At 67.9% G+C, this 26,613-nt stretch carries 27 protein-coding genes and 1 tRNA gene; 12 read left to right on the forward strand and 16 right to left on the reverse strand.

All coding sequences use genetic code 11. The features are described 5' to 3' along the window. Positions 1 to 68 precede the first annotated feature (68 nt). The gene (locus AB0P11_RS07000) at positions 69 to 908 is read left to right on the forward strand and encodes a Sir2 family NAD-dependent protein deacetylase (RefSeq protein ID WP_053096052.1); all 840 of its coding nucleotides are present in this window, start codon (positions 69 to 71) and stop codon (positions 906 to 908) included. Continuing rightward, entirely contained in the window at positions 905 to 1,492 is a 588-nt protein-coding gene (locus AB0P11_RS07005; RefSeq protein WP_053096051.1) for a histidine phosphatase family protein, read from the forward strand. Before AB0P11_RS07000 ends, AB0P11_RS07005 begins: the two co-directional genes overlap by 4 nt. 26 nt (positions 1,493 to 1,518) lie before the next feature. Here AB0P11_RS07005 and AB0P11_RS07010 read toward each other — a convergent pair whose 3' ends face one another. The 5 genes from AB0P11_RS07010 to AB0P11_RS07030 are packed head-to-tail and all read right to left on the reverse strand — an operon-like array spanning position 1,519 to position 7,481. Then, the gene (locus tag AB0P11_RS07010) at positions 1,519 to 2,325 is read right to left on the reverse strand and encodes a CoA ester lyase (RefSeq protein ID WP_363520773.1); all 807 of its coding nucleotides are present in this window, start codon (positions 2,323 to 2,325) and stop codon (positions 1,519 to 1,521) included. Next, positions 2,322 to 2,801: a MaoC family dehydratase gene (locus AB0P11_RS07015; RefSeq protein WP_363520775.1), complete on the reverse strand. Its 480-nt coding sequence runs from the start codon at positions 2,799 to 2,801 to the stop codon at positions 2,322 to 2,324. Before AB0P11_RS07015 ends, AB0P11_RS07010 begins: the two co-directional genes overlap by 4 nt. A 47-nt stretch (positions 2,802 to 2,848) precedes the next feature. After that, positions 2,849 to 3,997: an acyl-CoA dehydrogenase family protein gene (locus tag AB0P11_RS07020; protein WP_072591267.1), complete on the reverse strand. Its 1,149-nt coding sequence runs from the start codon at positions 3,995 to 3,997 to the stop codon at positions 2,849 to 2,851. A 2-nt stretch (positions 3,998 to 3,999) separates the two neighbouring features. Beyond that, positions 4,000 to 5,922, reverse strand: coding sequence for a biotin carboxylase N-terminal domain-containing protein (locus AB0P11_RS07025; RefSeq protein WP_363520778.1), 1,923 nt, complete (start codon positions 5,920 to 5,922; stop codon positions 4,000 to 4,002). A gap of 5 nt (positions 5,923 to 5,927) precedes the next feature. Further along, on the reverse strand, positions 5,928 to 7,481 hold the full coding sequence (locus AB0P11_RS07030) for a carboxyl transferase domain-containing protein (RefSeq protein ID WP_363520781.1): 1,554 nt from the start codon (positions 7,479 to 7,481) through the stop codon (positions 5,928 to 5,930). 112 nt (positions 7,482 to 7,593) lie between these two features. On the opposite strand from AB0P11_RS07030, the gene AB0P11_RS07035 reads away from it, so the two are divergent. Continuing rightward, a complete protein-coding gene (locus AB0P11_RS07035; RefSeq protein ID WP_053096047.1) occupies positions 7,594 to 8,187 on the forward strand; it encodes a TetR/AcrR family transcriptional regulator in 594 nt (197 codons plus the stop codon). Here AB0P11_RS07035 and AB0P11_RS07040 read toward each other — a convergent pair. From AB0P11_RS07040 to pdhA, 3 genes are read right to left on the reverse strand one after another with little or no spacing between them, the layout of a single operon-like run. Beyond that, positions 8,180 to 9,544: a dihydrolipoamide acetyltransferase family protein gene (locus tag AB0P11_RS07040; RefSeq protein ID WP_363520784.1), complete on the reverse strand. Its 1,365-nt coding sequence runs from the start codon at positions 9,542 to 9,544 to the stop codon at positions 8,180 to 8,182. The two genes, AB0P11_RS07035 and AB0P11_RS07040, sit on opposite strands and share 8 nt — an antisense overlap. Next, positions 9,541 to 10,551 carry an alpha-ketoacid dehydrogenase subunit beta gene (locus AB0P11_RS07045; RefSeq protein ID WP_056278708.1) on the reverse strand — a complete coding sequence of 337 codons (1,011 nt, stop codon included), beginning with the start codon at positions 10,549 to 10,551 and terminating at the stop codon, positions 9,541 to 9,543. The genes AB0P11_RS07040 and AB0P11_RS07045 overlap by 4 nt, the downstream gene beginning before the upstream one ends. Positions 10,552 to 10,553: 2 nt before the next feature. Beyond that, complete coding sequence (pdhA, locus tag AB0P11_RS07050) at positions 10,554 to 11,669, reverse strand: pyruvate dehydrogenase (acetyl-transferring) E1 component subunit alpha (protein ID WP_320488242.1); 1,116 nt, start codon at positions 11,667 to 11,669, stop codon at positions 10,554 to 10,556. Between the two features lie 168 nt (positions 11,670 to 11,837). Between pdhA and AB0P11_RS07055 the strand changes: the two genes are divergently transcribed. Beyond that, positions 11,838 to 12,311 (forward strand): Lrp/AsnC family transcriptional regulator, encoded by a 474-nt coding sequence (locus tag AB0P11_RS07055; protein WP_053096043.1) that lies wholly within the window; start codon positions 11,838 to 11,840, stop codon positions 12,309 to 12,311. Here the strand turns inward: AB0P11_RS07055 and AB0P11_RS07060 are convergent. Further along, on the reverse strand, positions 12,283 to 13,182 hold the full coding sequence (locus AB0P11_RS07060) for an alpha/beta hydrolase (RefSeq protein WP_053096042.1): 900 nt from the start codon (positions 13,180 to 13,182) through the stop codon (positions 12,283 to 12,285). The genes AB0P11_RS07055 and AB0P11_RS07060 overlap by 29 nt on opposite strands. Before the next feature lie 80 nt (positions 13,183 to 13,262). Between AB0P11_RS07060 and AB0P11_RS07065 the strand changes: the two genes are divergently transcribed. The 6 genes from AB0P11_RS07065 (at position 13,263) to AB0P11_RS07090 (ending at position 17,714) form a co-directional block, all read left to right on the forward strand. Next, positions 13,263 to 14,015 carry an exonuclease domain-containing protein gene (locus tag AB0P11_RS07065; RefSeq protein WP_363520788.1) on the forward strand — a complete coding sequence of 251 codons (753 nt, stop codon included), beginning with the start codon at positions 13,263 to 13,265 and terminating at the stop codon, positions 14,013 to 14,015. After that, entirely contained in the window at positions 13,996 to 14,934 is a 939-nt protein-coding gene (locus AB0P11_RS07070; protein ID WP_230100814.1) for an AraC family transcriptional regulator, read from the forward strand. The genes AB0P11_RS07065 and AB0P11_RS07070 overlap by 20 nt, the downstream gene beginning before the upstream one ends. Positions 14,935 to 15,020: 86 nt before the next feature. Continuing rightward, positions 15,021 to 15,353 carry a hypothetical protein gene (locus AB0P11_RS07075; protein ID WP_056278704.1) on the forward strand — a complete coding sequence of 111 codons (333 nt, stop codon included), beginning with the start codon at positions 15,021 to 15,023 and terminating at the stop codon, positions 15,351 to 15,353. A 77-nt stretch (positions 15,354 to 15,430) separates the two neighbouring features. Beyond that, entirely contained in the window at positions 15,431 to 16,261 is an 831-nt protein-coding gene (locus tag AB0P11_RS07080) for a glycosyltransferase family 2 protein (RefSeq protein WP_230100815.1), read from the forward strand. After that, positions 16,258 to 17,091, forward strand: coding sequence for an endonuclease/exonuclease/phosphatase family protein (locus AB0P11_RS07085; protein WP_235567478.1), 834 nt, complete (start codon positions 16,258 to 16,260; stop codon positions 17,089 to 17,091). The genes AB0P11_RS07080 and AB0P11_RS07085 overlap by 4 nt, the downstream gene beginning before the upstream one ends. Continuing rightward, positions 17,088 to 17,714: a hypothetical protein gene (locus AB0P11_RS07090; RefSeq protein ID WP_082586582.1), complete on the forward strand. Its 627-nt coding sequence runs from the start codon at positions 17,088 to 17,090 to the stop codon at positions 17,712 to 17,714. Before AB0P11_RS07085 ends, AB0P11_RS07090 begins: the two co-directional genes overlap by 4 nt. Here AB0P11_RS07090 and AB0P11_RS07095 read toward each other — a convergent pair. Together AB0P11_RS07095 and AB0P11_RS07100 are read right to left on the reverse strand one after the other, a co-directional pair. Beyond that, positions 17,696 to 17,769, reverse strand: a tRNA-Ile gene (locus AB0P11_RS07095). The two genes, AB0P11_RS07090 and AB0P11_RS07095, sit on opposite strands and share 19 nt — an antisense overlap. 29 nt (positions 17,770 to 17,798) lie before the next feature. Beyond that, positions 17,799 to 18,335 carry a gamma carbonic anhydrase family protein gene (locus tag AB0P11_RS07100; protein WP_056278703.1) on the reverse strand — a complete coding sequence of 179 codons (537 nt, stop codon included), beginning with the start codon at positions 18,333 to 18,335 and terminating at the stop codon, positions 17,799 to 17,801. A gap of 140 nt (positions 18,336 to 18,475) precedes the next feature. On the opposite strand from AB0P11_RS07100, the gene AB0P11_RS07105 reads away from it, so the two are divergent. Continuing rightward, entirely contained in the window at positions 18,476 to 18,961 is a 486-nt protein-coding gene (locus AB0P11_RS07105) for a DNA starvation/stationary phase protection protein (RefSeq protein WP_053096038.1), read from the forward strand. Between the two features lie 57 nt (positions 18,962 to 19,018). Here the strand turns inward: AB0P11_RS07105 and AB0P11_RS07110 are convergent, their stop codons facing one another. From AB0P11_RS07110 to AB0P11_RS07130, 5 genes are read right to left on the reverse strand one after another with little or no spacing between them, the layout of a single operon-like run. Further along, on the reverse strand, positions 19,019 to 20,515 hold the full coding sequence (locus AB0P11_RS07110; protein ID WP_363520795.1) for an amidohydrolase family protein: 1,497 nt from the start codon (positions 20,513 to 20,515) through the stop codon (positions 19,019 to 19,021). Next, positions 20,512 to 21,153 carry an FMN-binding negative transcriptional regulator gene (locus AB0P11_RS07115; RefSeq protein ID WP_053096036.1) on the reverse strand — a complete coding sequence of 214 codons (642 nt, stop codon included), beginning with the start codon at positions 21,151 to 21,153 and terminating at the stop codon, positions 20,512 to 20,514. Before AB0P11_RS07115 ends, AB0P11_RS07110 begins: the two co-directional genes overlap by 4 nt. Before the next feature lie 23 nt (positions 21,154 to 21,176). Next, positions 21,177 to 22,175, reverse strand: coding sequence for a DNA-formamidopyrimidine glycosylase family protein (locus tag AB0P11_RS07120; protein ID WP_363520798.1), 999 nt, complete (start codon positions 22,173 to 22,175; stop codon positions 21,177 to 21,179). A gap of 1 nt (position 22,176) precedes the next feature. Then, positions 22,177 to 22,662, reverse strand: a complete 486-nt coding sequence (locus AB0P11_RS07125) for a ribose-5-phosphate isomerase (RefSeq protein WP_053096034.1) — start codon at positions 22,660 to 22,662, stop codon at positions 22,177 to 22,179. 37 nt (positions 22,663 to 22,699) lie between these two features. After that, complete coding sequence (locus AB0P11_RS07130; RefSeq protein WP_363520801.1) at positions 22,700 to 23,884, reverse strand: ferrochelatase; 1,185 nt, start codon at positions 23,882 to 23,884, stop codon at positions 22,700 to 22,702. Positions 23,885 to 24,008: 124 nt separating this feature from the next. Here AB0P11_RS07130 and pepN point away from each other — a divergent pair, with 124 nt between their 5' ends. Then, entirely contained in the window at positions 24,009 to 26,561 is a 2,553-nt protein-coding gene (pepN, locus tag AB0P11_RS07135) for an aminopeptidase N (RefSeq protein ID WP_363520804.1), read from the forward strand. The last annotated feature ends 52 nt before the right edge of the window (positions 26,562 to 26,613 follow it).

The raw sequence follows: 26,613 nt of genomic DNA on the forward strand, positions 1-26,613 counted from the left end.
GCCGTCGCGGTCGGCCGCGACGCGTCGAGCGGGCCTGCGCACGCCGTAGACTCGCACAGGGAGGTCCTGTGAGCGCATCGAGTCCGGTCGAACTGTCGACCACCATCGCTCGCACCGCCGAACTCCTGCGCGGTCGGAAGATCGCCTTGCTCACGGGCGCCGGGATCTCCACGGACTCGGGAATCCCCGCTTACCGCGGCGAAGGGTCGCGCAACCGGACTGATCCCATGACGATCCAGCGGTACCTGGCCGATGAGACGGCGCGGCGTCGTTATTGGGTCGGCGGGCATCTCGGCTGGCGGGCGTTCGCCCGCGCCGAGCCGAACCCCGGCCATCTCTCTCTCGCCGCCATGGAGTCCTCCGGACACGTCACCGGCGTCATCACCCAGAACGTCGACGGACTGCATCTGCGCGCGGGCAGCTCGCACGTCATCGAAGTGCACGGCACCATGCGCAGGGTTCTCTGCCTGAAGTGCGGCCAGGTCTTCGATCGCCGCGACATCGCAGTGCAGATCGAAGAGCGCAATCCGTGGATCTCCGTCCCCGAGAATGTGGCGCTCGCTCCCGACGGCGACGTGCTCCCCGAGAGCACCGACGGCTTCATCGTGCCGGTGTGCACGGTGTGCGAAGGGATGCTGAAGCCCGACGTCGTGTTCTTCGGCGAGTACGTGCCGCAGGGGCGCTTCAAGGCCGCGGAGTCGCTGCTCCGGGCGAGCGATGCGCTGATCGTCGCCGGCTCATCCCTCGTCGTCAACTCCGGTGTGCGCCTCGTCGAGCGCGCACGACGCCGCAGCATCCCCCTCATCATCATCAACCGCGAGCCGACGCGCGCGGATGTCTGGGCCGATGCCACCATCGCCGCAGGCACCAGCGACGTGCTCCCCGCGATCCAGGAGCTCCTTGAATGACTCTGCTCACGCTCATCCGCCACGGCCAGACGGATTGGAACCTCGCCCGACGGATCCAGGGCTCCACCGACATCCCCCTGAACGAGAAGGGCCGTGCGGACGCACGGACCGCCGCGGATCGTCTCGAGGGCGTGACACATCACTCGATCTACGCCAGCCCGCTGAAGCGGGCGCGGGAGACGGCAGAGATCATCTCCGAAAGCCTGGGCCTCGGGGCTCCCGTGCTGGTGCCGGACATGCGCGAGCGCGAGTTCGGTGAGGGCGAGGGCATGCTCGTCTCCGACTACATCGAGAAGTATGGCGATTGGCTCTCGCCGGTTCCCGGCGCGGAGACCCTGGAAGGTGTCGCCGAACGGGCGCTGGTCGCCCTCGACGCGATCGCCCGCGATGCTCGCCGTCGCTCCGCACCGGTGGCGGAGTCCGTCATCGTCGTGACGCACGGCGGCGTGATCCGGTCACTGATCAACCACGTCTCGGGCGGCACGCTGCCGCGCGTCGGCGAGGTGCTCGCGAACGGTTCCGCCCACCGTTTCGAGGCCTCCCCCGGATCTCTGCGTCTCATCGACCAGGCGATCCTGGTCTGAACGACAGACCGCCACAGGTCGTTCGATCAGCGGGTGCGACCGAGCAGCGACCGAGCATGCCTCAGCACGGGCTCGTCTATCATGCGTCCGTCGAAGCGGAACACGCCTCGCTCGCTCGCTGAGGCGGCGAGAACCCGGCGGGCCCACTCGAGCGTCGCGTCGTCCGGAGCGTACGCCGCGCGGATGACCGCCACTTGACTCGGGTGGATGCACGCGGTCGCGACGAACCCGGACGCGGCAGCGTCGACAGCCTCGGCCTCCTGACCTGCGACATCGCCGATCTCGATGTGCACGGCGTCGATGGCGCCCTTGCCCTGTGCCCCCGCTTCGAGGAGAACGCGGGAGCGGGCATAGCGCGCGATGTCTCGATAGCCACCCTCCGGTGTGCGGCTCGATGTGCCGCCGAGGGAGGCGACGAGATCCTCCGCGCCCCACATCATCGCCACGACCTGCGGATGTGCTGCGATGCGATCTGCCGCGTGGATCCCCTTCGCCGTCTCGCACAGGGCGATCAACGAGAAACTCTCGTCGATAGCGGTGAGGCTCTCAGCGCTCTCGGTCTTCGCGACCATCACGGTGCGGAAGTCGGTCTGAGAGAGCATGGCGAGGTCTGAGACGAAGGCGTCGGAACCCGGTGCGTTCACGCGGACGATCACTCGATCGGGGTCCAGGTCGGCATCGACGAGATTGTCGCGAGCTGCGGCCTTCGCCTCGGCCAGGACCGCGTCTTCGAGGTCGAGGATGACAGCGTCCGCCTTCTCGAGGGCGCCGCGGAACCGTTCGGGTCGATCGGCAGGGCAGAAGAGCAGTGCCGGTCCGAGATCGAAGCTCATCGTTCCCCCTCGGGAAGACAGTGCACGAGCACCGTTCGGGTCGCGGTGGCGACGACTGTGCCGTCCTGGTTGCGTCCGGTATGCGCGATGGTCACGATCCCCTGCCCCGCTCGTGACGTCGAGAGCCGCTTGTCGACGACCACGCTCTCGGTGTACAGCGTGTCACCGGCGAACAGCGGATGCGGGAAGGCGATCTCGCCCAACCCGAGCTGAGCCACCAGGGTGCCTTGCGTGAGCTGCGCGACGGATGCCCCGACCATGGTCGAGAGCGTCCACATCGAGTTGATCAGACGCGCACCGAACGGCTGCTGCCCATCGGCGAAGGCGGCGTCGAGGTGCAACGCCTGGGTGTTCATCGTGAGCGTCGTGAAGAGGACGTTGTCGGCCTCGGTCGCGGTGCGCCCAGGGCGATGAAGATATCGGGCATCGGCGACGAACTCCTCGAAGAAGAGACCGCGCTGGACGATGTCGTGCATGATCACCTCACCTCCTCGGTTCGCTGAGCGGATGGCATCCTGCCACGCTACCCGGCGAGCCCCAGCGCTCGCGCGATCACGAGGAGCTGCACCTCGGTGGTGCCCTCGCCGATCTCGAGGATCTTCGAGTCGCGATAGTGACGGGCCACCGGGAACTCGTTCATGAAGCCGTTGCCGCCGAAGATCTGCGTCGCGTCCCTGGCGTTGTCCATCGCGGCCTCGCCCGCCACGAGCTTCGCGATCGCCGCCTGCTCCGCGAACGGCCGCCCGGCGTCACGGAGCCGTGCCGCATGGTGCCAGGCGAGCCGTGCCGTGTGCACTCGGGCACGCATGCGCGCGAGGGTGAACTGCGCGTTCTGTCGCGTGCTGAGGGCGCTGCCGAAGATGGTGCGACTCTTCGCGTAGTCGACGGCTGCCTCGAGGCAGCCCTCCGCGGCGCCGGTCGACAGTGCGGCGATCGCGATGCGGCCCTCGTCGAGGATGCTCAGGAAGTTGCGGAAGCCGCTCCCCTGCTCGCCCAGGAGGTTGCCGGCGGGGACCCGCGCCTCGGTGAAGCTGAGCGGATGCGTGTCGGACGCGTTCCACCCGACCTTGTCGTACGGCGCCTCGACGGTGAAACCGGGTGTGCCGTTGGGCACGATGATGGTCGAGATCTGCTTGCGGCCCCCCTCGTTCCCGGTGACCGCGGTGACCGTGACGAAACGCGTGATGGGCGTTCCTGAATTGGTGATGAACTGCTTCGAACCGTCGATGACCCATTCGTCGCCGTCGAGCCGGGCGGTGGTCCGGGTCGCTCCCGCGTCGCTCCCGGCCTCCGGCTCGGTGAGGCCGAAGCCCGCGAGCGCTCGGCCGGCGAGCAGGTCCGGCAGGTACTCCTGCTTCTGCTCCTCGGTGCCGAAGCGGAAGACGGGCATCGCACCGAGGCTGACTCCGGCTTCGAGCGTGATGGCGATGGACTGGTCGACGCGTCCGAGCGCCTCGATCGCGATGCCCAGCGCCATGTAGTCGCCGCCCTGACCCCCGTACTCCTCGGGGAACGGCAGGCCGAACAGCCCGAGGTCACCCATCTGGGCGACCACGTCCATCGACAGCGTGTGCGTGCGGTCCGCCTCGTAGGACTGCGGCGCGACGACCGTCTCGGCGAACTCGCGCACCATCGCCGCGAGTTCGCGCTCTTCATCGGTCAGCTCATGCATCGTCACTTCTCCTCCGTCGTCATGTGCGCGACCGGCTGGTCGCGTCGAACCTGATCGCCGACGGCGACCATGAGGCGCACCGTCCCGTCCTGGGGCGCCAGCACCGGGTGCTCCATCTTCATCGCCTCGATCGAGACGAGCGGCGCGCCGGCGGTCACGACGTCGCCGTCGCGGACATGCACGGCCACCACGCTTCCCGGCATCGGGGCTCTCGCATCCGGACCGTTCGCGGACTCGCTCTGCTCCCTCTGCTGCAGACGGTGCAGCAACAGGGCTCGGCGATCGAGAGGCTCCAGGCGCACGGTGCGTCCGTCCTCGCTGACCCAGACCGCACCGTCGTCGTCCACCGCAGCCATGGCGCGCGACCGCGAGCCGCTGGATGCAGGCGCGGGGATGACCTCGCCGCGTTCGGTCCGGAAGGAGATCTCGCGCCGATCGTCCTGCGTGAGGTCCTGCCACACCGCGCCCGCTCGCTGACTCGCCCTGGTCGCGCCGACCGCGTCATCCGTGCCCGAGACGGTTCGCCGTGCGGCGGCCAGCATCGACGGCGATGGCGGCTCCTCGACGAGCGGCAGAAGCGTCTCGATGAGTCCCGTGTCGAGGTCCCCGGCCGTGACCCGCTCATCGCGGCAGAGTGTGCGCAAGAACCCGATGTTCGTGTCCACACCCAGCACGACGGTCCTGCTCAGAGCCTCATCGAGCAGGCGGAGCGCGGTGGTCCGGTCGTCAGCGAACGCGATGATCTTCGCGATCATCGGGTCGTAGAAGCCGGTCACGTCGTTGCCCGTCTCCACGGCCGCATCGACCCTCACGCCGCGCGGCGGATCGAACAGCAGCACGCGTCCGGTCGAGGGCAGGAACCCGCGCTCCGGCGATTCCGCGTACACGCGCGCCTCGACGGCGTGACCGTGCAGACCCGGCGCAGGGTCGAGACGTCCGCCTGCCGCGACGTGGATCTGCAGGGCGACGAGGTCGAGGCCGGTGACCTCCTCGGTGACGGGGTGCTCGACCTGCAGACGGGTGTTCATCTCGATGAAGAAGACCTGGTCCGGAGCATCGGCGTCGATGAGGAACTCCACGGTTCCGGCGCCGACGTACGAGACGCTCTGTGCGGACTGCGTGGCGGCTTCGAGGAGTCGGTCCCTCGTCGACTCGGGGATCCCCGCAGAGGGAGCCTCCTCGATCACCTTCTGGTGACGTCGCTGCAGCGTGCACTCGCGCTCGCCGAGGGTGATCACCGTTCCGTGAGCGTCGCCGAACACCTGCACCTCGATGTGCCGGGGGCGTCGGATGAGCCGCTCCAGGATCAGGGAGTCGTCACCGAACGCCGAACGCGCCACCCGTCGAGCGGACGCCAGTGCGGCGCTGAGCCCGGATGCCGCCTCGACGACCTCCATACCCTTGCCGCCGCCGCCCGCACTCGGCTTGACGAGCAGCGGGTAGCCGACAGCGTCGGCCTCGTCAGCGATCTCCGCGTCCGACAGTCCTCTCGCATCGAAACCCGGCACCACCGGGACCCCGGATCGCACGACATGGTCGCGGGCCTTCGCCTTGTCTCCCATGATCTGGAGTGCGTCGACCGACGGACCGATGAAGACGATGCCGCTCTCCGCGCATGCCTCGGCCAGCCCGACGCTCTCCGAGAGGAATCCGTAGCCCGGATGGATGGCCTGCGCTCCGGTCGCGCGGGCTGCGGCGATGACGGCATCGATGTCGAGGTACGACTCGGCGACCGGCGCCGGGCCGATCCGCACGGCTTGATCGGCCTCGCGCACATGGGGGGCGTCGGCATCCGCATCGCTGTAGACGGCGACGCTGCGGATGCCCATCGCACTGAGAGTGCGGATGACCCGGCGTGCGATCTCGCCTCGATTGGCGACGAGGACGCTGTCGAAACGATGGGAGGTGGGGACACTGTTCGTCATTGCGGTCACATCCGGAAGAGGCCGAAACGCGGCTCGGGCAGAGGGCTTCGCGCGACCACATCGAGGGCGAGCCCCAGCAGGTCACGGGTCTGGGCGGGGTCGATGATGCCGTCGTCCCACAGGCGCGCGGTGGCGTAGTACGGCTCACCCTGGGTCTCGTACTGCTCCCGGATGGGCTGTTCGAACGCGAGCCTCTCGTCGGTACTCCACGCCTGTCCGCGAGCCGTCAGCTGGTCGTCCTTCACCGTCCCGAGAACGGAGGCCGCCTGGGCGCCGCCCATCACCGAGATACGGCTGGCCGGCCACGTCCACAGGAAGCGAGGCGAGTATGAACGTCCGCACATGGAGTAGTTGCCGGCCCCGAAGGATCCGCCGATGATGACGGTGAGCTTCGGCACGCGGGTGCTGGCGACAGCGGTGACCATCTTCGCTCCGTCCTTCGCGATGCCGCCCGCCTCGGCATCCGATCCGACCATGAAGCCGGAGATGTTCTGCAGGAACACCAGAGGGATGCCGCGTTGGTCGCAGAGCTCGATGAAGTGCGCGCCCTTGAGGGCGGATTCGCTGAAGAGCACTCCGTTGTTCGCGACGATCCCGACCGGGTGCCCGTGCAGGCGCCCGAAGCCGGTGACGAGAGTCGTGCCGTACTCCTTCTTGAACTCGCGGAACGTGCCGCCGTCGATCAGCCGATCGATCACCTCGTGCACGTCGTACGGGGTGTTGACGTCGACCGGGACGACGTCATAGAGCGAGCCGGGTTCGGACGGCCGACGCGACTCGACCACGTCCCAGACCGGAGCGAGGGGCGACGGCAGGGTGGCGACGATGTCGCGCAGGATCTCGAGTGCGTGCTCGTCATCCTCGGCGAGATGGTCGACCACCCCGCTGCGCCGGGCGTGCAGTTCGCCGCCGCCGAGCTCCTCCGCTGACACGATCTCACCGATCGCCGCTTTCACGAGCGGAGGGCCGCCGAGGAAGATCGTCCCCTGGCCACGCACGATGACGGTCTCGTCACTCATCGCGGGGACATAGGCTCCGCCCGCCGTGCACGAACCGAGCACGGCGGCGAGCTGCGGGATCCCCTCCGCGGACATCCTGGCCTGGTTGAAGAAGATGCGTCCGAAGTGCTCGCGGTCCGGGAACACCTCGTCCTGCTTGGGGAGGAAGGCGCCGCCGGAGTCGACGAGGTAGAGACACGGAAGTCGATTCTCGAGCGCTATCTCCTGTGCGCGCAGGTGCTTCTTGACCGTGAGCGGATAGTAGGTTCCGCCCTTGACTGTCGCGTCGTTGCACACGACCATCACGTGCCTGCCGTGGACGAGGCCGATCCCCGCGATGACTCCTGCGGCTGGCGCCTCTCCCCCGTACAGTCCGTCGGCCGCCAACGGGGCGATCTCGACGAAGGGGCTGCCCTCGTCGAGGAGTCTGGTCACGCGATCACGCGGGAGGAGCTTGCCGCGCGCGATGTGCCGTTCCCGGGACGCCTGCGGCCCCCCTTGAGCGGCGACGGCCAGTCGTTCGTGCAGCTCGGCAGCGAGAGACTGCTGGGTTGCGGGCATCGTGACGTCCTCCTCGACCACATCGCGCCGGCGTCATCGCCCTGGCGCATTCGATGCTTTCTCGGTTAGTGTTCACTAACCGATCGCATCAGGTTAGCGAGGATTAACTGAGATGACAAGCCCTCCCACTGCGCGAGACCGCGCCAAGGCGGAGCGGTCTGACGCCATCCTCCGAGAAGCCGCACGGCTCTTCGCCGAGAGCGGATACAACGGTGTGAGCCTCGAAGACATCGGCGCCGCCGTAGGCGTCTCCGGACCGGCGGTCTACCGCCACTTCGCCGGCAAGCAGGCGCTGCTCGGCGCCGTGCTCGTCCAGGTGAGCGATGACCTGGTCTCGGGCGGCACGAGTGTCGCGGCGGGCGGGTCCACACCCGAGGAGCGCATCCGCGCGCTCGTCGCCTTCCACGTGGAGTTCGCGCTGGGTCACGCGGATGTGATCCGAGTGCATGACCGGGACGTCGCGCATCTCGCCGCTCAGGATCATGCCGAGGTCCGCCGGCTGCAGCGCGCATACATCGAGCTCTGGATCGAGACCCTGAGCCCTCTGGTCGATGCCGACGCCGACGAGCTTCGTCTGCGGGTGCAAGCGTGCTTCGGGCTCATCAACTCGACACCGCACAGCACGCGCGCGGCGTCCCGGCAGCGCTCCGCCACCGCGACAGTGCTCGCCGCGATGGCGGAATCAGCGCTCCGAGCGACTACCTGAGCAGCATCGCCCTCCCAGGTTCCTCCAACACGTCCGCGACGTCCTTGAGGAATCTCGCTCCCTCCGCCCCGTCGACGATGCGGTGGTCGAACGACAGGCTGAGAGTCATCACCTGGCGAAGGGCGATCTCACCGCGGTACTCCCACGGAAGGCGCCGGACGGCGCCGACGGCGAGGATTCCCGACTGCCCCGGAGGCAGGATGGGGGTGCCCGAGTCGATGCCGAACACACCGATGTTCGAGATGGAGAAGGTGCCGCCCGCCAGCTCGACAGGAGACGTGCGTCCTTCCCGCGCGGTGACGGCGAGAGATGCCACCGCATCGGCGAGCTCCGTGAGTGTCAGAGACTCGGCGTCGCGGATGTGAGGCACGATGAGTCCCCGCTCGGTCGCTGCGGCGATCCCGAGGTCCACGTATCCGAACTGCACGATCTCGCCCGCGGACTCGTCCCATCGGGCATTGAGCCCGGGCGTGCGACTCAAGGCGAGACAGGCCGCTTTCGCCACCACCGCAAGCGGACCGATCCGATGCTCCGAGAGTGAGCGGTCGCCCCGCAGCGAGGCGATGAGGTCCATCGTCGCCGTGACATCCACCGTGTGGAAGACCGTGACGTGCGGTGCGGTGAACGCGCTCTCGACCATCGCCGCAGCCGTGTGCTTGCGAACTCCGCGGATGGGGATCCGCGTCTCCCGAGAGCCATCACGGAGGCTCGCGGCATCGTCCGGAACCCGCGGTCGGGGAGGCGCGGGATCGACCTGTTCTGCGGTCGTCGCCGTGCGAGACGCGTAGTCGTCGACATCCCCGCGGGTGATCACGCGATCCCCCACCGTCGCCGCCACCAGCACGAGATCGATCCCGAGACGCTTGGCATACGCACGCACGGGCGGAGTGGAGCGCGGCCGCTCGGCGACGACCTCGACGCTCACGGTCGGCGACGCGTCGTGCGGCGCCGCTTCGAGCACGGCCGTGTCGGTCGCCGCCCCTCCGCCGACCGCACGTCTGGCACGTCGGGCCGGTCGCCCGGATGCTGATGGCGCAGCTCCGTAGCCCACGAGGTTGGGTTGCGCCTTCTCCTCAGCACCGCCGCCATCCGAGGCGGCAGACGAAGCGTCGTCGGCTCCCTCGACATCGAACTCGATCAGCGGCGCGCCCACTGCGACGGTCTCCCCCGCCGCAGCATGCAGGGCTGTGACGACGCCTGCGTGGGGAGAAGGCAACTCGACGATCGCCTTGGCGGTCTCGACCTCGGCGAGAGTCTGATTGAGCGCGACGACCTCGCCGGGAGCGACGAGCCACTGGACGACCTCCGCCTCTGTGAGTCCTTCTCCGAGGTCGGGCAGTCTGAACTCCGCGTTCACGCGTCTGCTCCCGTCAGGCTGTTCGGACGGTCGAGCACCCGGTCGACGGCGTCCAGCAGTCGGTCGAGATCCGGCAGATGGTATTTCTCGAGCTTCGCCGGCGGGTACGGGACGTCGTGTCCGGTCACGCGCAACGGCGCCGACTCGAGGTACTCGAAGCAGCGCTCCGTGACGCTCGCGATCACCTCAGCCGCCATACCGGCCTCTCGCGACGCCTCGTGCGCGACGACGACACGGCCGGTCTTGCGGACCGACGTCGCCACGGTGTCGTAGTCGACCGGCGACAGCGAACGCAGATCGATGACCTCGAGCGAGATGCCATCGTCTTCGGCGGCCTCGGCGGCCTGCAGCGCGGTCGTCACCATCGCCCCGTAGGTGATGAGAGTCGCATCATCGCCTGTGCGGACGACTCGCGCGAGTCCCATGGGGGCGGCATCCGCGAGCGGGGCGTCGAGATCGACATCACCCTTGTGGTGGTAGAGCCGCTTCGGCTCGAAGAAGATCACCGGGTCGTCCGACGCGATCGCCTGGCGAAGACTCCGGTAGGCGTCTTCCGGATTGGAGACCGCGATCACACGGAGCCCTGCGGTGTGCACGAAGTACGCCTCAGGCGATTCCGAGTGATGCTCGGCAGCACCGATGCCTCCCGCCCAGGGGATGCGGATCGTGATCGGCATCTTCACCCGGCCCTGCGTCCGGTAGTGCAGCTTCGCCACCTGCGCGACGATCTGGTCGAAGGCCGGATAGACGAAACCGTCGAACTGGATCTCGACCACAGGCCGATAGCCGCGGAACGCCAACCCGACCGCCATGCCGACGATGCCGGATTCAGCGAGGGGCGTGTCGATGACACGCTGGGGCCCGAACTCGTCGAGGAGTCCATCCGTGATGCGGAAGACGCCTCCGAGCTTGCCGATGTCCTCGCCCAGCAGCACGACCTTGTCGTCGTCGCGCATCGCCCGTCGTAGACCTGCTCCGAGCGCCTTTCCGAGAGTGATCTGAGTCATGCTCACGCCTCGCCGTCGAACGACGCGAGGTACGCGGCGTACTCGTCGCGCTGCCGCTCGAGGCCGGAGTGCGGCTCTGCGTAGACGCCGTCGAACACCGCGAGCGGAGGACGCGTCACCATGCCCAGGCACTCGGCGCGCATGTCTCGAGCCGCGGCGTCCGCCGCTCTCTGCGTGTCCGCGAGCTGCTCGTCGTCGAGCTCGCCGATCGATCGCAGGTGTGCCTCCAGCCGGGCGATCGGGTCACGCTCACGCCATGCCTCGAGTTCGTCGTCGCTGCGGTAGCGGGTCGGGTCGTCGGCTGTCGTGTGCGGACCCATGCGATATGTGACGGCCTCGATGTAGGCGGGGCCCTGTCCGGACCGCGCGTGCGCGAGAGCCCAGCGCATCGCGGCCATGCAGGCCAGCACGTCGTTGCCGTCCACGCGCAGGCTCGGGATGCCGAAGCCGGGGGCGCGTCCGGCGATCGGATACTGCGATTGCACCGACACCGGCTCCGAGATGGCCCAGTGGTTGTTCTGGCAGACGAACACCACCGGAGCCTGATAGGAGGACGCGAAGATCATCGCCTCGTTCACATCTCCCTGGCTCGTGGCACCGTCGCCGAAGTAGGTGACGGCGACCTCGTCCGCATCTTCGTGACGGATGCCGAGCGCATACCCGACCGCGTGGAGCGTCTGCGCTCCGATGATGATCTGCAACGGAGCGACGCGGAGTGCTGCGGGGTCGTGACCCGCGCCCTCTTCACCACGCCACATACGGACGAAGTCGCCCGGCTGCGCGCCCCGTGCATAGATGACACCCGTTTCGCGGTAGCTCGGGAAGACGTAATCCTGCGGTGCGAGCGCCCTCGCGGTTCCGATCTGGGTCGCCTCCTGCCCCTGGCATGGCGCCCAGAGACCCAGCTGGCCCTGACGCTGGAGCGCCACCCCCTCCGCGTCGATGCGCCGGAGGATGACCATGTCGCGGTGGAGCGCGCGCAGTCCGGCACCGTCGACGTCGGCGACGAACCCGTCGAGACGAGTGTTCGCGACGCGCTCGCCGTCGGGCGCGAGGATGCGCTCCGCGAGTTCGAGATCCTGCGCCATGTCGGCGATCGGAGTGATCTGGGGTGACATCGTCGTCCTCCTCGTTCGTGGCCGTCGTCACGGGTTCTACGCGCGGCCCCGGCCTCAGCGCCGGTTCACTTGAGAGTACGTCCGCTCATCACCTCGCTCAAGCAATCGAGAGCGGCTTGAGCATGTTGCCAAATCTGGGGTACATCGTGCCTGCTATCGTTTGGCACTATGGCCGGACTTGACCGCATTGATCTGGAACTTCTCGCCGCACTCGCCGATGACCCTCGCGTGACGATCGTGGCGCTGGCGGAGAATCTCGGACTCTCCCGCAACACCATCCAGGCGCGCATGGCGCGACTCGAGCAGACAGGGATCTTCCAGTCGTACGAGCGGTCGTTCTCGACCGACGTGCTGGGGTTCCCCCTTCAGGCGTTCGTGAGCATCGGCGTGCGTCAGACCGAATTGCCGCGGATCATCAACGAACTGGCGCGCATTCCCGAGGTCGTGCAGGCGCACGGACTCAGCGGATCGATCGATCTGCTTGCACGCGTCGCGTGCAGGGACGCCCGCCACCTGTTCGACACCGATGCGCGCATCCTGTCGATCGACGGAGTCGAGCGGACTGAGACCTCCCTGGCCATGGGCGAGGTCATCCCCTTCCGGGTTGCCGGCCTCATCGGGCTCGCGAGACGGGAATCCTGAGGAATCGTCGTACGGCGCCTGCAGCCTCGGCAGGCGTCTCGTAATGGATCAGGTGTCCGACCTCGGCGATCTCCACGAGGGTCGCGTCATCGAATCTGGTGGCGAGCTCCCGCTCGACCTCGATCGGTGTGATGTCGTCGCGCTGAGCGGCGATGAGCAGAGTCGGCGTCGGGATCGAGCGGGCGAATTCGCTCACATCATGCGACACGCTCGTCACGAACGCGTCCCGCAGGACATCGCGGTCGGCGAAGCGCGAGAAGTAGGTGTCGTGCTGATCGTGGATGAAACGTCGCAGCTGCGGGTCCGACGTCTTCGCCATCGTGATGCTCATGACTCTGACGATCAGTCGATTCCGCAGCAGAGCAGTGCCCAGCCGCTCGGGCAGCCGCGCCCCGAGCGAGTAGTACAGCACGGCCAGCCGCGTCATGATGCCCTTGGGGCCCTCGAGGGCGGGTGCGCCGATCGGATTGATGAGGATCAGCCGCGGAGTCTCGAGCCCTGCCGCCACGGCCGCGGAGGCGACGATCGATCCGAAGGAGTGCCCGAGGATCACCGCCCCGGGGGCCACCGCAGCGGCGAACTCGGTCAGCCACGCGACATACTCATCGAGATCGTACGAGCGCCCGGCGACGGGCGCCGTCTCTCCGAAGCCGGGAAGGTCGGGAGAGATCACCCGGACCTCGGGAAGGAACGCGAGAACCGGCTCGAGACCGTGGTGCTCTCCTCGGAATCCATGCACGGCGACGACTGTCACATCTGCGTCGGAGGGACCGTACTCCCAGTACACGGTCGTCCCGCCTCTGACCTCGACCTCATGACGCACGACCGGCAGTCGGCTCAGACGGTCGGCATACGGAGAGGGCGCGGGCATGGATCAAGTCTAGGGTCGTCGCATGCGGGATCCCCGTGTGCCTCCGCCCCGATGTCGGAGCCCGGTTCTACGGTGAGATCATGCCCCCGGCACCCTCGCTCCCGCACTGGATCACTCGCGTAGGCGTGTTCGACCTCGAGACGACCGGTGTGGACGTGGAGCACGACCGCATCGTCAGCGCACACGTCGGGCTCCTCGACGCCGGCGGCCGCGAGATCGCCGCACGGGACTGGCTCGCGAATCCCGGCGTGCCGATTCCGGACGGCGCCACCGCCGTGCACGGGATCACGACCGAGCACGCGCGCCGCCACGGACGGCAGGGCGCCGAGGTGGTCCGAGAGGTCACGGCGGCCCTGCGATCCCTGCTTTCTCAGGGTGTGCCGATCGTGGCCTACAACGCCGCATACGATTTCTCCCTCCTGGCGCACGAGTCGCATCGCCACGGCATCCCGCCACTGGAGGACCCTTCACCGATCATCGACCCGCTCGTGATCGACAAGGCCTATGACCGCTATCGTCCGGGCAAACGCACGCTCGAGGTGGTCGCAGCCCTCTATGCGGTGCGCCTCGAGGACGCCCACGAAGCGGCGGCGGATGCCGTGGCCGCCGGCCGGGTCGCGCAGGCTCTGGCCCGCCAGTTCGTGCTTCCGGATACGCTGGAAGAGCTGCACACACGCCAGATCGGGTGGGCCCGCTCTCAGGCGGCGAGCCTCACGGAGTACTTCATCCGGATGGGCCGCATCGAACCTGATGAGCGCCTCGACGGAACCTGGCCGGTCCGTGCACGTCGAACCGTTCAGGAGGTGCCCCGCGATGCGATTCCGTACCAGTGACGTCTCGCGTGTCGAGAGCACCTGGAAGCAGTTCGTCCCGTCCGCCGTACTGCACGACGTCGACCCGCAACGCTTCCGCTTCGACTGGCACTCTGCCGATCTCGGTGCCGTGAGTCTCGTGCGCTACGACCTCGCCGCCGAGGTGCGCTCGACAGCCGAACCACAGGACCAGGTGCTGGTCTGCCGTGTCGATGGGCCCGATGCCCGGGTGTACTCCGATCGAGGAGATCTCGATGCGAGTCTCCCCTGGATCTCCGATGGTCCGAGAGTGCGCGCCCGCTGGGATGCGGGAGCGAGGGTCACGGCACTCGTCTTCGAGCGGGACACCCTGACCCGCCTCGCGAAGAGGATCAGTGGCGACGACCGCGTATCCGTCCGCGTGGGCGATCTCGCTCCGCGCTCCGCGCACGCCGGGGCCGCCTGGGATCGCATGTTCGCGTATCTCGAGATGAGCGCCGCGGATCTCGTCGACGATACGGACGATGACGATCTCGTGCGCAGCGAACTGGCTCGCCATGCCGCGGCGACGACGCTCGCGGCCTTCGCGACGACGAGTCGCCTGCAACGGCATCGGCCGGCGCAGAGCATGCCGGCGCCGGCGACGGTGCGTCGCGCCCTCGCCTTCATCGCCGAGAATTCGCACCGGCCGATCACGGTCGACGACGTCGCCGCTGCCGTCCACATCTCGACGCGAGGCCTTCAATACGCCTTTCGGCGCGCACTCGACACGACGCCGGCGGAGTCGCTGAGGCAGGCGCGCCTCGATGGAGCGCACCGCGATCTGCGTTCGGGCTCACCGACGACGGTCGCCGCGGTGGCCCGACGGTGGGGTTTCTCGCATCCGTCTCGCTTCGCCGCGGCGTATCGCGAGAGCTTCGGCGTGCTTCCTTCTGTGACGGCGGCGAAGCACCGTCGATGACAGTATGCGAACAGATTGTTCGCACGTGTCGCGCGCCGCGACCAGCACGCCGAGAGCGGCGCCGACTGAGACATATATTCCGAGATATGGGTTCTCTCTATTACGGCGGCTCGGAGCCGATCCATATCGAAGATCGGGCGCTCGCGCACCTCAAGGTCGTCGTCGCGACGAAGTTGCGTCGCAACGAGAGCTTCACACTCACGTGGAAGCATCCCGACGGTGACACCGAAGGCCGTTCGACGGTCTGGCTGCATCCGTCGATCCCGCTGCGGTTCGTCTTCGACGAGAGCGAGACGCCCGAGCTCAGCCGCCGATGGATCGAGGATCTCGCTCATTCGGCCAACTCGAGCGGGGGCATCACGCTCGTCGACGAGGTCATCGACCCCTCGCCCGACCTCGACGCCGCGGGCACTCGCTGACGTCCACAGGCATCGGCACGCACCCGCCGGTGTCAAGTCCCTCGCGCCCGACGTCGGGTGATGCCACGATCGAACCGATGACGGCACACACCGAGGGGCACACGATGGAGGCGGTCGATGGCCTTCCGTCGACGGCGAATCAGGGCACACGGCTCACCACGTCAGTGGTCATCCCGGTCAAGGACGATGCCGAGCTGCTGGCGCGCTGCCTGAGCGCTCTGCACGCCCAGGACCAGCCGGCCGACGAGATCATCGTCGTCGACAACGGCTCATCCGACTCGTCGGCCTCCGTCGCCCTCGCCTGGGGTGCGCGCGTGCTGACGTGTCTCGATCCCGGCATTCCCGCTGCAGCGTCGACCGGGTATGACGCGGCTCTCGGCGAACTGATCCTGCGCCTCGACGCGGACTGCGAACCGGATGCTCAGTGGATCACGGCCATCGTCTCGGCCTTCGACGACGACGAGCACCTCGGGGCGATCACTGGGCCCGCGCGCTTCACGGACGGGCCGGCAGCCCTGCGCACGCCGCTCTCGCGGCTCTATCTCGGCGCCTATATGACCCTCTTGAGCGTCACTCTCGGACATCTGCCCCTCTTCGGATCCAATCTCGCGTTCCGCAGGGAGGCCTGGCAGGCCGTGCGGTCCGACGTGCACCGAGGAGACCCCGACATCCACGACGACCTCGACCTCGCCTTCCACCTCGGCGAGAACCACCGCATCGCCCGGCTCCCGCACACCACGATGGGGATGTCGATGAGGCCGCTCACCGCAGGACAGTTCGGTCGACGCGTGCACCGAGGCGTCCGTAGCGTGCTCGTGCACTGGCCCCGCGACTTCCCACCCCTGCGTTGGGGACGGCTCATCGTCCGCCGCCGCCTGTTCAGCACCGCGGGACGGAGCGCCCGGTGACGGTCGTGCCGCTGATCGGTCACGTTGCTGCACCGGACCTGCACGTGATGTCGTTCAACATCCGTCGCGCGATGGAAGGCGCCCTGCGTCGGAAGCGTGACCGCTGGAGCCATCGCGAGCCTGCGGTCGCCGAGATGATCCGCTCGGAGCGGCCGACCGTCCTCGGACTGCAGGAAGTGCTCCCCCGATCGCTGAACGCCGTCACCGACGCCCTCGGGCGGGACCATCGGTTCATCGGCAGAGGGAGGAACCGCGATGGCACTGGTGAGGGAACACCCATCCTCTACGACGCGTCGCGGCTGGAGCTGCGCGGGTGGGACCAGCACGCTCTCTCGACACGGATCGACGAGCCGGGCAGCCTGTCATGGGGAGCGCTCTTTCCTCGCATCGTCGTCTCCGCGGAGTTCAGGGACAGGTCGACAGGGGTCGGGTTCCTGGTCGTCAACACCCATCTCGATCATCTCTCGCGTCGGTCTCGGCGACGTTCTGCCGAGGTCATCGCCGCACTGGTTCGCGCGCGCTCCCTTCCGACGGTCGTGATGGGAGACCTGAATGCGGGCCCCGGCTCCCAGGCCCTGCGCACACTCGTCTCGCGCGCCGATCTGAGCGACTCCTGGGGCGCGGCAGATGATCGGCTGACGCCCCTGTGGAGCACCCTCAGCGGATATCGGCGTCCGAAGGTCGGCGGTCGACGCATCGATTGGCTGCTCGTCAGTCCGGATGTCCGAGTCCGTGCCGCTGCAGTGAACGCACACGTCTTCGACGGGATCGCGCCCTCGGATCATCGCCCGGTGCAGGCGCTCCTGCGCCTGACGGGGAGGACACCGTGAAAGAGGACTTCCTGCGACCGCCGCGCACCGTCACGGAGTGGTCGGCCGACGTCGTGCGGGCGGTGGGCATCATCGGGGTCGCCGTCGCGCTGGTATGGCTCGCCCCGACCGACGCCGGCATCGCGGCGCTTGCGCTTCCCGCTCTGATGCTGCCACGAGTTCTGGGCATGCGCGGGTGGTTCGACCTCACTGTATGCGCCACCGTGCTCGTGGCGGCGTGGAGCAATGTGCTCGACCTGTACCGGTCGATCCCCGGATGGGACCTGCTCCTGCACCTGATCTGCACGGGGGTTCTCACGGTCGTCGCCGCACTGATCCTCACCCGGGCAGATGTCGTGCCCCTGACTCGCGACTCGGGCGCCAGCCGACGCACCTCGCTGATCCTCGCACCCGTCCTGGCGCTGGCGCTGAGCGCGGTGTGGGAGATGATCGAGTGGCTCGGCTGGGCCTACCTCAGTGACGAGATCTTCGTCACCTACCAGGACACGATCGGCGACATGGTCTTCGGCGCCTTGGGCGGGATCGCCGCCGGAACAGTCCTCGCGACGTCGTCCCTCGATCGACAGCGGTCGACCGATGACGTCGCTGCGAAGCGGAGCAGGAGTAGGGCGGGCGGGACTTGAACCCGCGATCGTTGGGTTATGAGCCCACTGCCTTAACCAGCTTGGCCACCGCCCCGTGAGGACCAGCCTATCGGTCGATTCCGATCAGATCGGTGTCGCCGCGGCGTGGGTCCGGACGTGCGCGAGGTAGACGTCGGCGTTCGCGATCAGGTCGGCACGCTCCTGGTCGCTGAGCGCTCGGCGCACCTTCGCGGGCACCCCGGCCACCAGTGATCCGTCTGGCACCTCTGTGCCTCCGAGCACGACGGCTCCACCGGCGATGAGACAGCCGGCGCCGATGACGGCCCCGCTGAGCACGACGGCTCCCATGCCGATGAGCGAACCGTCTCCGATCGTGCACCCATGGACGACCGCGTTGTGACCGATCGACACCTTCGCGCCGATGACGACCGGATGCGCCGCGTCGACATGGACCGAGACGTTGTCCTGGACGTTGCTGTCGCGTCCGACCGCGATGGAGGCAGAGTCGCCTCGAAGGACCGCGTTGTACCAGACACTCGCACCCTCGGCCAGCGACACGTCTCCCACGATGCGTGCGCCCTCGGCGATGAACGCGTCGGCGGCGATCCACGGGGACTTCCCCGGCAGGGCGAGGACGGAGGCTCCGGCAGCGATGCTCATAAGGTGAGACTATCCTCCCAAGCCCGGATTTCCGCGTGATTCCGGGCCACTAAGCCGAGCCTTCGCTTGCTTGCGGAATGATTTCAGACGAGTAGCGTTGTCCTCATCAGGCACGAAGAGACAACTCCGGAGGAGTCACAATGAGCAAGGTACAGACCGTTTCCACCACCGCCAGCGACCCGACCGTGGCCGCTGCAGCGTCTCAGTTCCTCTCCCCCGTCGTGCTCGGTCTCCAGGCGCTGACGATCGACGGCAAGCAGGCGCACTGGCATGTCCGCGGCGCCAACTTCGTCGGAGTTCATGAGCTTCTCGACACCATCGTCGCGCACGCCGGCGACTTCGCCGACACGGCCGCCGAGCGGATCGTCGCCCTCGGTCTCCCGATCGACGCGCGCATCAGCGCCGTCGCCGCCAAGGGCGGTGCGACGTCGGTTCCGGCTGGCTTCACCCAGTCCGATGAGCTCGTGCGCGCCGTCATCTCCGACATCGACGCGATCCTCGTCGACGTGAAGGCAGCGATCGACGGGCTCGACGAGGTCGACCTCACGAGCCAGGACGTCGCGATCGAGATCATGCGCGGGCTCGAGAAGGACCGCTGGTTCCTCGTGTCGCACATCGCAGCCTGAGCACCCACGCGACGAAGAAGGGCACCGGGCTTCCGGTGCCCTTCTTCGTTCTCGCGCTCATCCGCCGTAGGTCAGCCGCCCGGCGACCATCGTCGCCATGACCGGCATCCCTCGCAGATCCGCACCTGATGCGGAGAGCGGGTCGTAGCCGCACAGGGCGATGTCTGCGGCCTCCCCCGGACGCAGAGCCGTGCGGACGCTCGCCTGGATCGCCTGTTCCCTCGTCAGTCGCTCTTCGGGGTGCCAGGGGTCGCGATCATCGTCCGTGCGGGTGACCGCCGCGGCGATCGCCTGCCAGGGATCGAGGGGAGCCACGGGAGCGTCGGATCCGAAGCGGATCTCCACACCGGCGTCTCGGAGGGCACTGAGCGGATAGCCGATCGACGTCTGCCCGGCCCAGTGCCGGCCGACCAGATCCCTGTCATCGAGCGCGTGCTGCGGTTGCACACTCGCGATGACGCCGAGCCTGCCGAACCGCGCGAGGTCGGAGTGCCGCACCAGCTGAGCGTGCTCGATGGTTCCGACGGCACCCGACACCGTGAAGGCGTCCAGCGCCCCGGTGACGGCGCGATCACCGATCGCATGCACCGCGACCGAGAGCCCTGCGCCGGTGGCGGTCGTGAGCAGCTCGGCGAGCTCGGCGGTCGGTACATTGAGCACCCCGAAGTTCTCGGGATCGCCAGGATACGAATGCGAGCAGGCCGCGGTGCGCGTGCCCAGCGAGCCGTCGCTGATGATCTTCAGCGGCCCGATCCGGATCAGGCCGCGCCCGGCTTCCGGTGCGTCCGCCGCCTCGTGCAGCTCGCCCGACCGGAGCCCGGCGCGGATCGCACGTCCGAGGTCGAAAGGGTAGATGGCGAACTCGACACGATGGGCAGCGAACCCGGCGCCGATACGCCGCGGCCAGGCATCGGCGTTCCAGGCCATGTCGAAGTCCACCAGGCCGGTGATGCCTCGAGAGGCGGCCCTCTCCCCCGCGTCGCGGACCGCTCTGTCGCCGCGTTCCGGGTCGACGGCGTTCAGGCGACGGGAGATCTCGAAGGCTTGCTCCTCTCTGAGCATCCCGTCCGGACTGTCGAAGCCCTCGAGCCGCAACGCCGCCGAGTTGAGCCACGTGCTGTGCACATCCGCGTTGATGAGATAGGTGGGCACTTCTCCCGTGGCGCTGTCGAGAAGTGCGAGCGAGGGCTGATCGGGCCACATCGCATCACGGAACCCGCTGCCGACCTTCCGCCCGTCCGGGAGGGGCGCCGCGGAGGACATGATCGCAGCCGCCTCCGACGCGGAGCCCGCGCCACCGAGAGCGACGCGTTCGGCGGCCAGAGCCCACTGCACCGTGTGCACGTGGTTGTCCCAGAGGCCCGGCACGGCCCACGCTCCGTTGCCGTCGAGGGTGCGCCCCTGTGGCGGCAGCGCTCCGGCGGGGGCGATGTCGCTGATCCGGCCGTCTTCGATGAAGATGTCGACGGGCTCGTCGTCGATCAGGAACTCCTTGCCCGGTCCTGAGACCCGGACGCCCGACAGGGTGGCCACGCTGTCTGCGGCTCCGGTCACGAGCGGGCTCCGACGCGCGCCTGCTGGGCGCGACGCATCTCGGCGGCGAGGGCGGGCTGTGCGTACGGCCCATCGGCCTCGAGTTCGGCGATGATGGTCTCCACTGTCTCGGCCGGCTTGTTCTGACTCAGTTTGCGTTTGGCGACGACGCGTGTCGGGGTGAGCCTGAATCCCACCGTCCCTGCGGCCAGCCGTGTGATGAACGCGGGGTCGTTCGGCCGTTCCCACATCTGCCGTGGCTCCGGCATCCGCCCCTCGAAACGGTCGACGAGTCGATCGAGAACGGCGAGATTCTCTTCGTCGCTGAGTATCTCGGGAACTCCGGCAAGATGAACGGCCGTGTAGTTCCACGTCGGAACGGACGGGACATCGCCATACCAGCCCGGTGAGATGTAGCCGTGCGGCCCCTGGAACACGATGAGCAGTTCCCTCTCGCCCAAGCCGTGGATCAGGTCGTCGGGCCGGCCGACGTGACCGACGACCGTGAGATCATCGCGATCCTGGTCGAGCAGCACGACGTAGTGAGAGGAGACGAGGCCCTCCGGTCCGTCGCTCACTATGGTCGCCCACGGATCGGCATCGATGACCCGACGGATCTCGGCCACATCAGCGAGCGTGAAACTGGGGTTCTGACGCATCCTCTCAGCCTACGGCTGACCGGTCAGGCCTGGCAGCGCGGGCACCAGTACAGCTTGCGGGCGCCGATCTCCTCGAGGGCGATCTCGGTGCCGCAGATACGACACGGCAGACCGGCACGATGGTAGACCCAGTGGCGATCGTCGCGGCTCGCCATCGCCGCCCGATAGGCGTCGGGCGACAGATCATCCATGGTCATCATCTGGCCGGTCTCCACACCGACGGCCAGCAGCCGCACCCAGTCGCGCCACAGTGCTCGCACGACCTCCTCGGGCACCTCGCGGCCGGGCGCGTGGGGGTTCAGCCGCTGTCGGAACAGCATCTCCGCGCGATACACGTTTCCGATGCCGCTGACCACGGCCTGATCCATCAGCAGAAGTGCGATCACCGTCTGCTTCTTACGGACCGCCTGCACGAAGCGCTCCTCGTTCTGCGCGGGATCCCCCACGAGAGGATCCGGGCCGAGCTTGGCGACGCTTGCGAGCATCTCCTCCGGACTCTGGAGCACGCAGGCCGTGGGGCCGCGCAGATCGGCAGCCGTGATGTCGGTCATCAGACGCAGTCGAACCTGACCCACGACCGGCGGCGGCCATTCGAGTCCCTCGTCGGCGAGCCCCTTCGTCTGCTCCGACATGCGCACGTGCACCCGAGTCCGGCGAGGTGCGCCGATCGAGGCGAGCGAGTTCTCTCCGGCATCGTCGAGGATCTCCTCGTCGACCACAGTTCCGCGCTGGTTCGTCTGGCCCATGCGGCCGTTCGCAGAGGCGATCGTCGGGTCGACCAGGATGTCGCCGGCGAAGTCCCACGCGCCGTACAGGCCGAGGTGCACCCGAAGCCACACATCGCCTTCGGCCTCGAGGAACATCTGCTTCCCCACCGCCTGCACGCTGATCGCCTCACGACCGTTCAGGACGGCCGCCCCCTCGGCGAATCGTCCCTGGGGGCTCGAGGCGAGCATCTGCTTGCCGACGAAGTTACGGTCGAACTGGCGCGCGATGCGGTGGACCGAATGTCCCTCGGGCATCTCAGGCTCTCGGATCCGGGAGCAGCGAGCCGTTGCGCTCGAAGTCCGCGATCTGACCGATTCGGCGGATGTGGCGCTCGTCCTCCGAGAACGGCGTCGCGATGAAGGTGTCGATGAACGAGGTGACCTCGTCGAAGGAATGCTGCCGCGCCCCGATCGAGATCACGTTCGCGTCATTGTGCTGGCGGGCCAGCTCGGCGGTCGACGTGTTCCACACCAGCGCGGCACGGACGCCCTCGACCTTGTTCGCGGCGATCTGCTCGCCGTTGCCGGAGCCGCCGAACACCACACCGAGCGTCTCGACACCGGCCGCCTGATCCGCGACGACGGCCTGCGCCGCACGGATGCAGAATGCGGGGTAATCGTCGAGCGCGTCGTACTCGATCGGCCCGTGGTCCACGACCTCGTGTCCCGCGCCGCGGAGGTGATCCTGTAGCTGCGTGGAGAAGTCGAGACCGGCGTGATCGGTGGCGATATGGATGCGCATGGCATCCATCCTAGAAGCGCCGCGGGTCAGCGGGTGCTCACGGGGCCACGCCGGCGGCGGCCGGCTTGAATCCGGCGCGGACGTTCTCGCAGCAGCCCGGACGGCACACGTCGAACGCACCCGGCAGCGACGTCACATGAGGGCGCTCCTCGTTGGGGCGGCCTTCCAGCCGCTCGACGATCAGGTCGACGATGCCGGTGACGAATGACGGCGCCACCCCGGGCGTGGGAGTGCGTGTGAAAGCCAGACCGGCCTCTTCCGCCGCTTCGGCCGCCTCGGTGTCGAGGTCCCAGAGGACCTCCATGTGGTCGCTCATGAAACCGACCGGCACGACCGCCACGGCTTTCCGACCGCGCTCGGGGAGTTCGCCGATGACGTCGCACACATCCGGCTCCAGCCACGGCTGCGAGGCGGGACCCGAACGGGACTGGTAGACGAGCTCCCACGACACGTCCGCCGCCTCGGGGATGCTCTCGCGGACTCGATCCATGACCCACGCGGCTACCGCGAGGTGCTGCGCCGCGTAGGCGCCGCCCTCGCCCCAGTCGATGTCCCGCGCACCGGAGCGCTCCGCGTCGGCCGTCGGGATGCTGTGGGTCGAGAACAGGATCTGGATGTCCGCGGGGGCGATGCCCTGTCCGAGGAACGCCTCCACGGCCTCGCGGACGCCCGTCTCGAACGACTCGACGAATCCGGGGTGGTCGTAGAAGGGACGGATCTTGTCGATCGTCACCCTGTCGCCGAGCTTCGTCTCCTCGAGCACCCGTGCGAAGTCCTCGCGATACTGCCGGCAGCTCGAGAACGAGCTGTAGGCACTGGTGGCGAACGCGAGCAGGGTCGTCTTCCCGTCGGCGGCCGCCTCGGTCACGACCTCCTCGAGGTACGGACTCCAGTTGCGGTTGCCCCAGTACACCGGAAGATCGATGCCGCGGCGTGCGAGCTCGCCCTCCAGAGCCTCCTTGAGGATGCGGTTCTGACCGTTGATCGGGCTCACGCCACCGAAGTGACGGTAGTGATGCGCCACCTCTTCCAGTCGTTCATCGGGGATACCGCGACCGCGCGTGACGTTGCGGAGGAACGGGATGACGTCGTCCTGTCCCTCGGGCCCTCCGAATCCGGCGAGCAGGATGCCGTCGTACGCCGTCGGCGTCGATACGTAGGGCGCACCTTCGGCAGCGGCAGCAGAGGCAAAGAGGACGTGGTTCGGCTCGATCGCGGTCACCCCTCCATCCTTTCACCTTCCAGACGTGAGACAGGCCGCCGTGCTGGCGTAGGCTGTCATGGTTGCCGTGGGCGCCAACTGCGCTGGGTTGCGGCAGCATCCCCTCACCCCTGGGAGTACAGCTGTGCCTGGAGAGAACCTCACCCGCATCGAAGCGCAGGAGCGCCGCGACGTCATCGACACTCAGTCGTACGAAGTCTCGCTCGACCTGACGAAGGGTGCGGAGGTCTTCGGCTCCCGCAGCGTCGTTCGGTTCACCGCGACGCCGGAGAGCACCACCTTCATCGATCTGATCGCCCGCGACGTGCGCGAGATCTCGCTGAACGGCGAGCAGCTGGACCCCGACGAGGTCTTCGCCGACTCGCGCATCGCACTCGCCGGTCTGCAGGCCGAGAACGTTCTCGTGATCGACGCGGACTGCCTCTACACGAACACCGGAGAGGGACTCCACCGGTTCGTCGATCCCGTGGACGGCGAGGTCTACCTCTACTCGCAGTTCGAGGTCCCCGACTCCCGACGCGTGTTCGCGGTGTTCGAGCAGCCCGACCTCAAGGCGACGTTCCAGTTCACGGTCACCGCACCGGCGTCGTGGAAGGTCGTCTCCAACTCCCCCACGCCCGAGCCCATCGTGCACGACGACCACTCGGTCGCCACCTGGGGCTTCGAGCCCACCCCGCGCATCTCCTCGTACATCACCGCGCTCGTCGCCGGGCCCTACGAAGCGACGTTCTCCGAGCTCACCAGCGCCTCGGGCCGGGTGATCCCGCTCGGCGTCTACGGACGCAAGAGCCTCTGGCAGCACCTCGACGCCGACTACATCTTCGACAAGACCCGCGAGGGATTCGCATACTTCGAGTCGAAGTTCGGCGTCCCCTACCCGTTCGCGAAGTACGACCAGCTCTTCGTCCCGGAGTTCAACGCCGGCGCCATGGAGAACGCGGGCGCGGTGACCTTCACCGAGACCTACGTCTTCCGCAGCAAGGTGACCGACGCCGTCAAGGAGCGTCGCGTCGTCACGATCCTGCATGAGCTCGCACACATGTGGTTCGGCGACCTCGTCACGATGAAGTGGTGGAACGACCTCTGGCTGAACGAATCGTTCGCCGAGTGGGCGTCGACGATCGCGACCGCCGAGGCCACCGAGTGGACCGCGGCATGGACCACGTTCAACGCGATGGAGAAGACCTGGGCCTACCGTCAGGATCAGCTTCCGTCCACCCACCCGATCGTGGCCGAGATCAACGATCTCGAAGACGTGCAGGTGAACTTCGACGGCATCACCTACGCGAAGGGCGGCTCGGTTCTCAAGCAGCTCGCCGCCTGGGTCGGCATCGAGGAGTTCTTCGCGGGTGTCTCGCAGTACTTCCAGAAGCACTCGTGGGGCAACACCGAGCTGAGCGACCTGCTCACCGAGCTCGAGGCCACCAGCGGTCGCGATCTGAGCACCTGGTCGAAGAAGTGGCTCGAGACCGCGGGCGTGAACACGCTCGAACCGGTGATCGCCGACGACGTCGACGGCACCATCACGCGGTTCGCCGTGACGCAGACTGCTCCCGCGGACTACCCCACCATCCGCCCTCACCGCCTCGGCATCGGCTTCTACGACCTCCAGGACGGCGCACTCGTGCGGTCGCACTATGCCGAGGTCGACGTCGACGGAGACCGCACCGAGGTCCCCGAGCTGCACGGCCTCAAGCGCCCCGACCTGGTGCTGCTCAACGATGACGATCTCGCCTACGCGAAGATCCGCCTCGATGACCGTTCCCTCGCCACGGCGATCGAGCACCTCGCAGACATCCGTGATCCCCTCGCACGCTCGCTCGTGTGGGGAGCGGCGTGGGATCAGACCCGCGACGCCGAGACCGCCGCATCCGATTACATCGATCTGGTGCTGGGGAACATCGGCCGCGAGACGGAGTCGACCACGGTCCGTACGACCCTTGCGCAACTGCGCACGGCTGCGACGCTCTACGTCACGCCGGAGGACCGCCTGGCGGCCCGCCAGAAGGTCGCCGACGGTCTCTGGGCACTCGCAGAATCCGCCGAATCGGGCAGCGACAGCCAGCTCCAGTTCGTGACGGCCTTCGCGAACGCGCTCGTCACTCCCGAGCACGCCGGCATCGTGGGTCGACTGCGCTCCGGCGAGGAGACGCTTCCCGGTCTCGAGATCGACGCGGACCTCAGCTGGCAGCTCCTTGTGGGCCTCGCCACGATCGGCGCGACGGACGCAGCATCCATCGATGCCGCGCTGTCCTCGGACAACACCTCGAAGGGCGGCGAGTTCGCCGCGCAGGCCCGTGCCGCGCTGCCGGACTCCGCCTCGAAGAAGGCCGCGTGGGCCTCGCTGATCGATCGTGACGACGCTCCGAACACGATCGTGCGTTCGGCCGCACTCGGCTTCGTCCACCCGGCGGGCGCCGAATCGCTCCGCGAGTTCGTTCCCGCGTACTTCGACATGCTCGTGCCGATCTGGGAGTCCCGCAGCTACCAGATCGCGCAGTACCTCATCGTCGGCCTGTTCCCCACCGCCATCGCGGATGTCGAACTGCGCGACGCGACTCGGGCCTGGCTGTCCGCGAATCAGGACGCCGCACCGGCACTCCGTCGTCTCGTGCTCGAGAACCTCGCAGACGTCGAGCGGTCGCTCGCCGCGCAGTCTCGCGACGCAGAGGACTGACCCGTCTCTCCCGATCAGGCCTCTGTGCGGTGCATCCAGCCCGCGCAGAGGC

Origin of the sequence: Microbacterium sp. NPDC079176 (genome assembly GCF_040686675.1) — a bacterium.
In the GTDB taxonomy this organism is placed as follows: domain Bacteria; phylum Actinomycetota; class Actinomycetes; order Actinomycetales; family Microbacteriaceae; genus Microbacterium.

Excerpts from the sequence above, each read along its gene's own strand:
- AB0P11_RS07005 (WP_053096051.1), top strand. The coding sequence starts at position 905 with ATGACTCTGCTCACGCTCATCCGCCACGGCCAGACGGATTGGAACCTC.
- AB0P11_RS07010 (WP_363520773.1), bottom strand. The coding sequence starts at position 2,325 with ATGAGCTTCGATCTCGGACCGGCACTGCTCTTCTGCCCTGCCGATCGA.
- AB0P11_RS07015 (WP_363520775.1), bottom strand. The coding sequence starts at position 2,801 with ATGCACGACATCGTCCAGCGCGGTCTCTTCTTCGAGGAGTTCGTCGCC.
- AB0P11_RS07020 (WP_072591267.1), bottom strand. The coding sequence starts at position 3,997 with ATGCATGAGCTGACCGATGAAGAGCGCGAACTCGCGGCGATGGTGCGC.
- AB0P11_RS07025 (WP_363520778.1), bottom strand. The coding sequence starts at position 5,922 with ATGACGAACAGTGTCCCCACCTCCCATCGTTTCGACAGCGTCCTCGTC.
- AB0P11_RS07030 (WP_363520781.1), bottom strand. The coding sequence starts at position 7,481 with ATGCCCGCAACCCAGCAGTCTCTCGCTGCCGAGCTGCACGAACGACTG.
- AB0P11_RS07035 (WP_053096047.1), top strand. The coding sequence starts at position 7,594 with ATGACAAGCCCTCCCACTGCGCGAGACCGCGCCAAGGCGGAGCGGTCT.
- AB0P11_RS07045 (WP_056278708.1), bottom strand. The coding sequence starts at position 10,551 with ATGACTCAGATCACTCTCGGAAAGGCGCTCGGAGCAGGTCTACGACGG.
- pdhA (WP_320488242.1), bottom strand. The coding sequence starts at position 11,669 with ATGTCACCCCAGATCACTCCGATCGCCGACATGGCGCAGGATCTCGAA.
- AB0P11_RS07055 (WP_053096043.1), top strand. The coding sequence starts at position 11,838 with ATGGCCGGACTTGACCGCATTGATCTGGAACTTCTCGCCGCACTCGCC.
- AB0P11_RS07060 (WP_053096042.1), bottom strand. The coding sequence starts at position 13,182 with ATGCCCGCGCCCTCTCCGTATGCCGACCGTCTGAGCCGACTGCCGGTC.
- AB0P11_RS07065 (WP_363520788.1), top strand. The coding sequence starts at position 13,263 with ATGCCCCCGGCACCCTCGCTCCCGCACTGGATCACTCGCGTAGGCGTG.
- AB0P11_RS07070 (WP_230100814.1), top strand. The coding sequence starts at position 13,996 with ATGCGATTCCGTACCAGTGACGTCTCGCGTGTCGAGAGCACCTGGAAG.
- AB0P11_RS07075 (WP_056278704.1), top strand. The coding sequence starts at position 15,021 with ATGGGTTCTCTCTATTACGGCGGCTCGGAGCCGATCCATATCGAAGAT.
- AB0P11_RS07080 (WP_230100815.1), top strand. The coding sequence starts at position 15,431 with ATGACGGCACACACCGAGGGGCACACGATGGAGGCGGTCGATGGCCTT.
- AB0P11_RS07100 (WP_056278703.1), bottom strand. The coding sequence starts at position 18,335 with ATGAGCATCGCTGCCGGAGCCTCCGTCCTCGCCCTGCCGGGGAAGTCC.
- AB0P11_RS07105 (WP_053096038.1), top strand. The coding sequence starts at position 18,476 with ATGAGCAAGGTACAGACCGTTTCCACCACCGCCAGCGACCCGACCGTG.
- AB0P11_RS07115 (WP_053096036.1), bottom strand. The coding sequence starts at position 21,153 with ATGCGTCAGAACCCCAGTTTCACGCTCGCTGATGTGGCCGAGATCCGT.
- AB0P11_RS07120 (WP_363520798.1), bottom strand. The coding sequence starts at position 22,175 with ATGCCCGAGGGACATTCGGTCCACCGCATCGCGCGCCAGTTCGACCGT.
- AB0P11_RS07125 (WP_053096034.1), bottom strand. The coding sequence starts at position 22,662 with ATGCGCATCCATATCGCCACCGATCACGCCGGTCTCGACTTCTCCACG.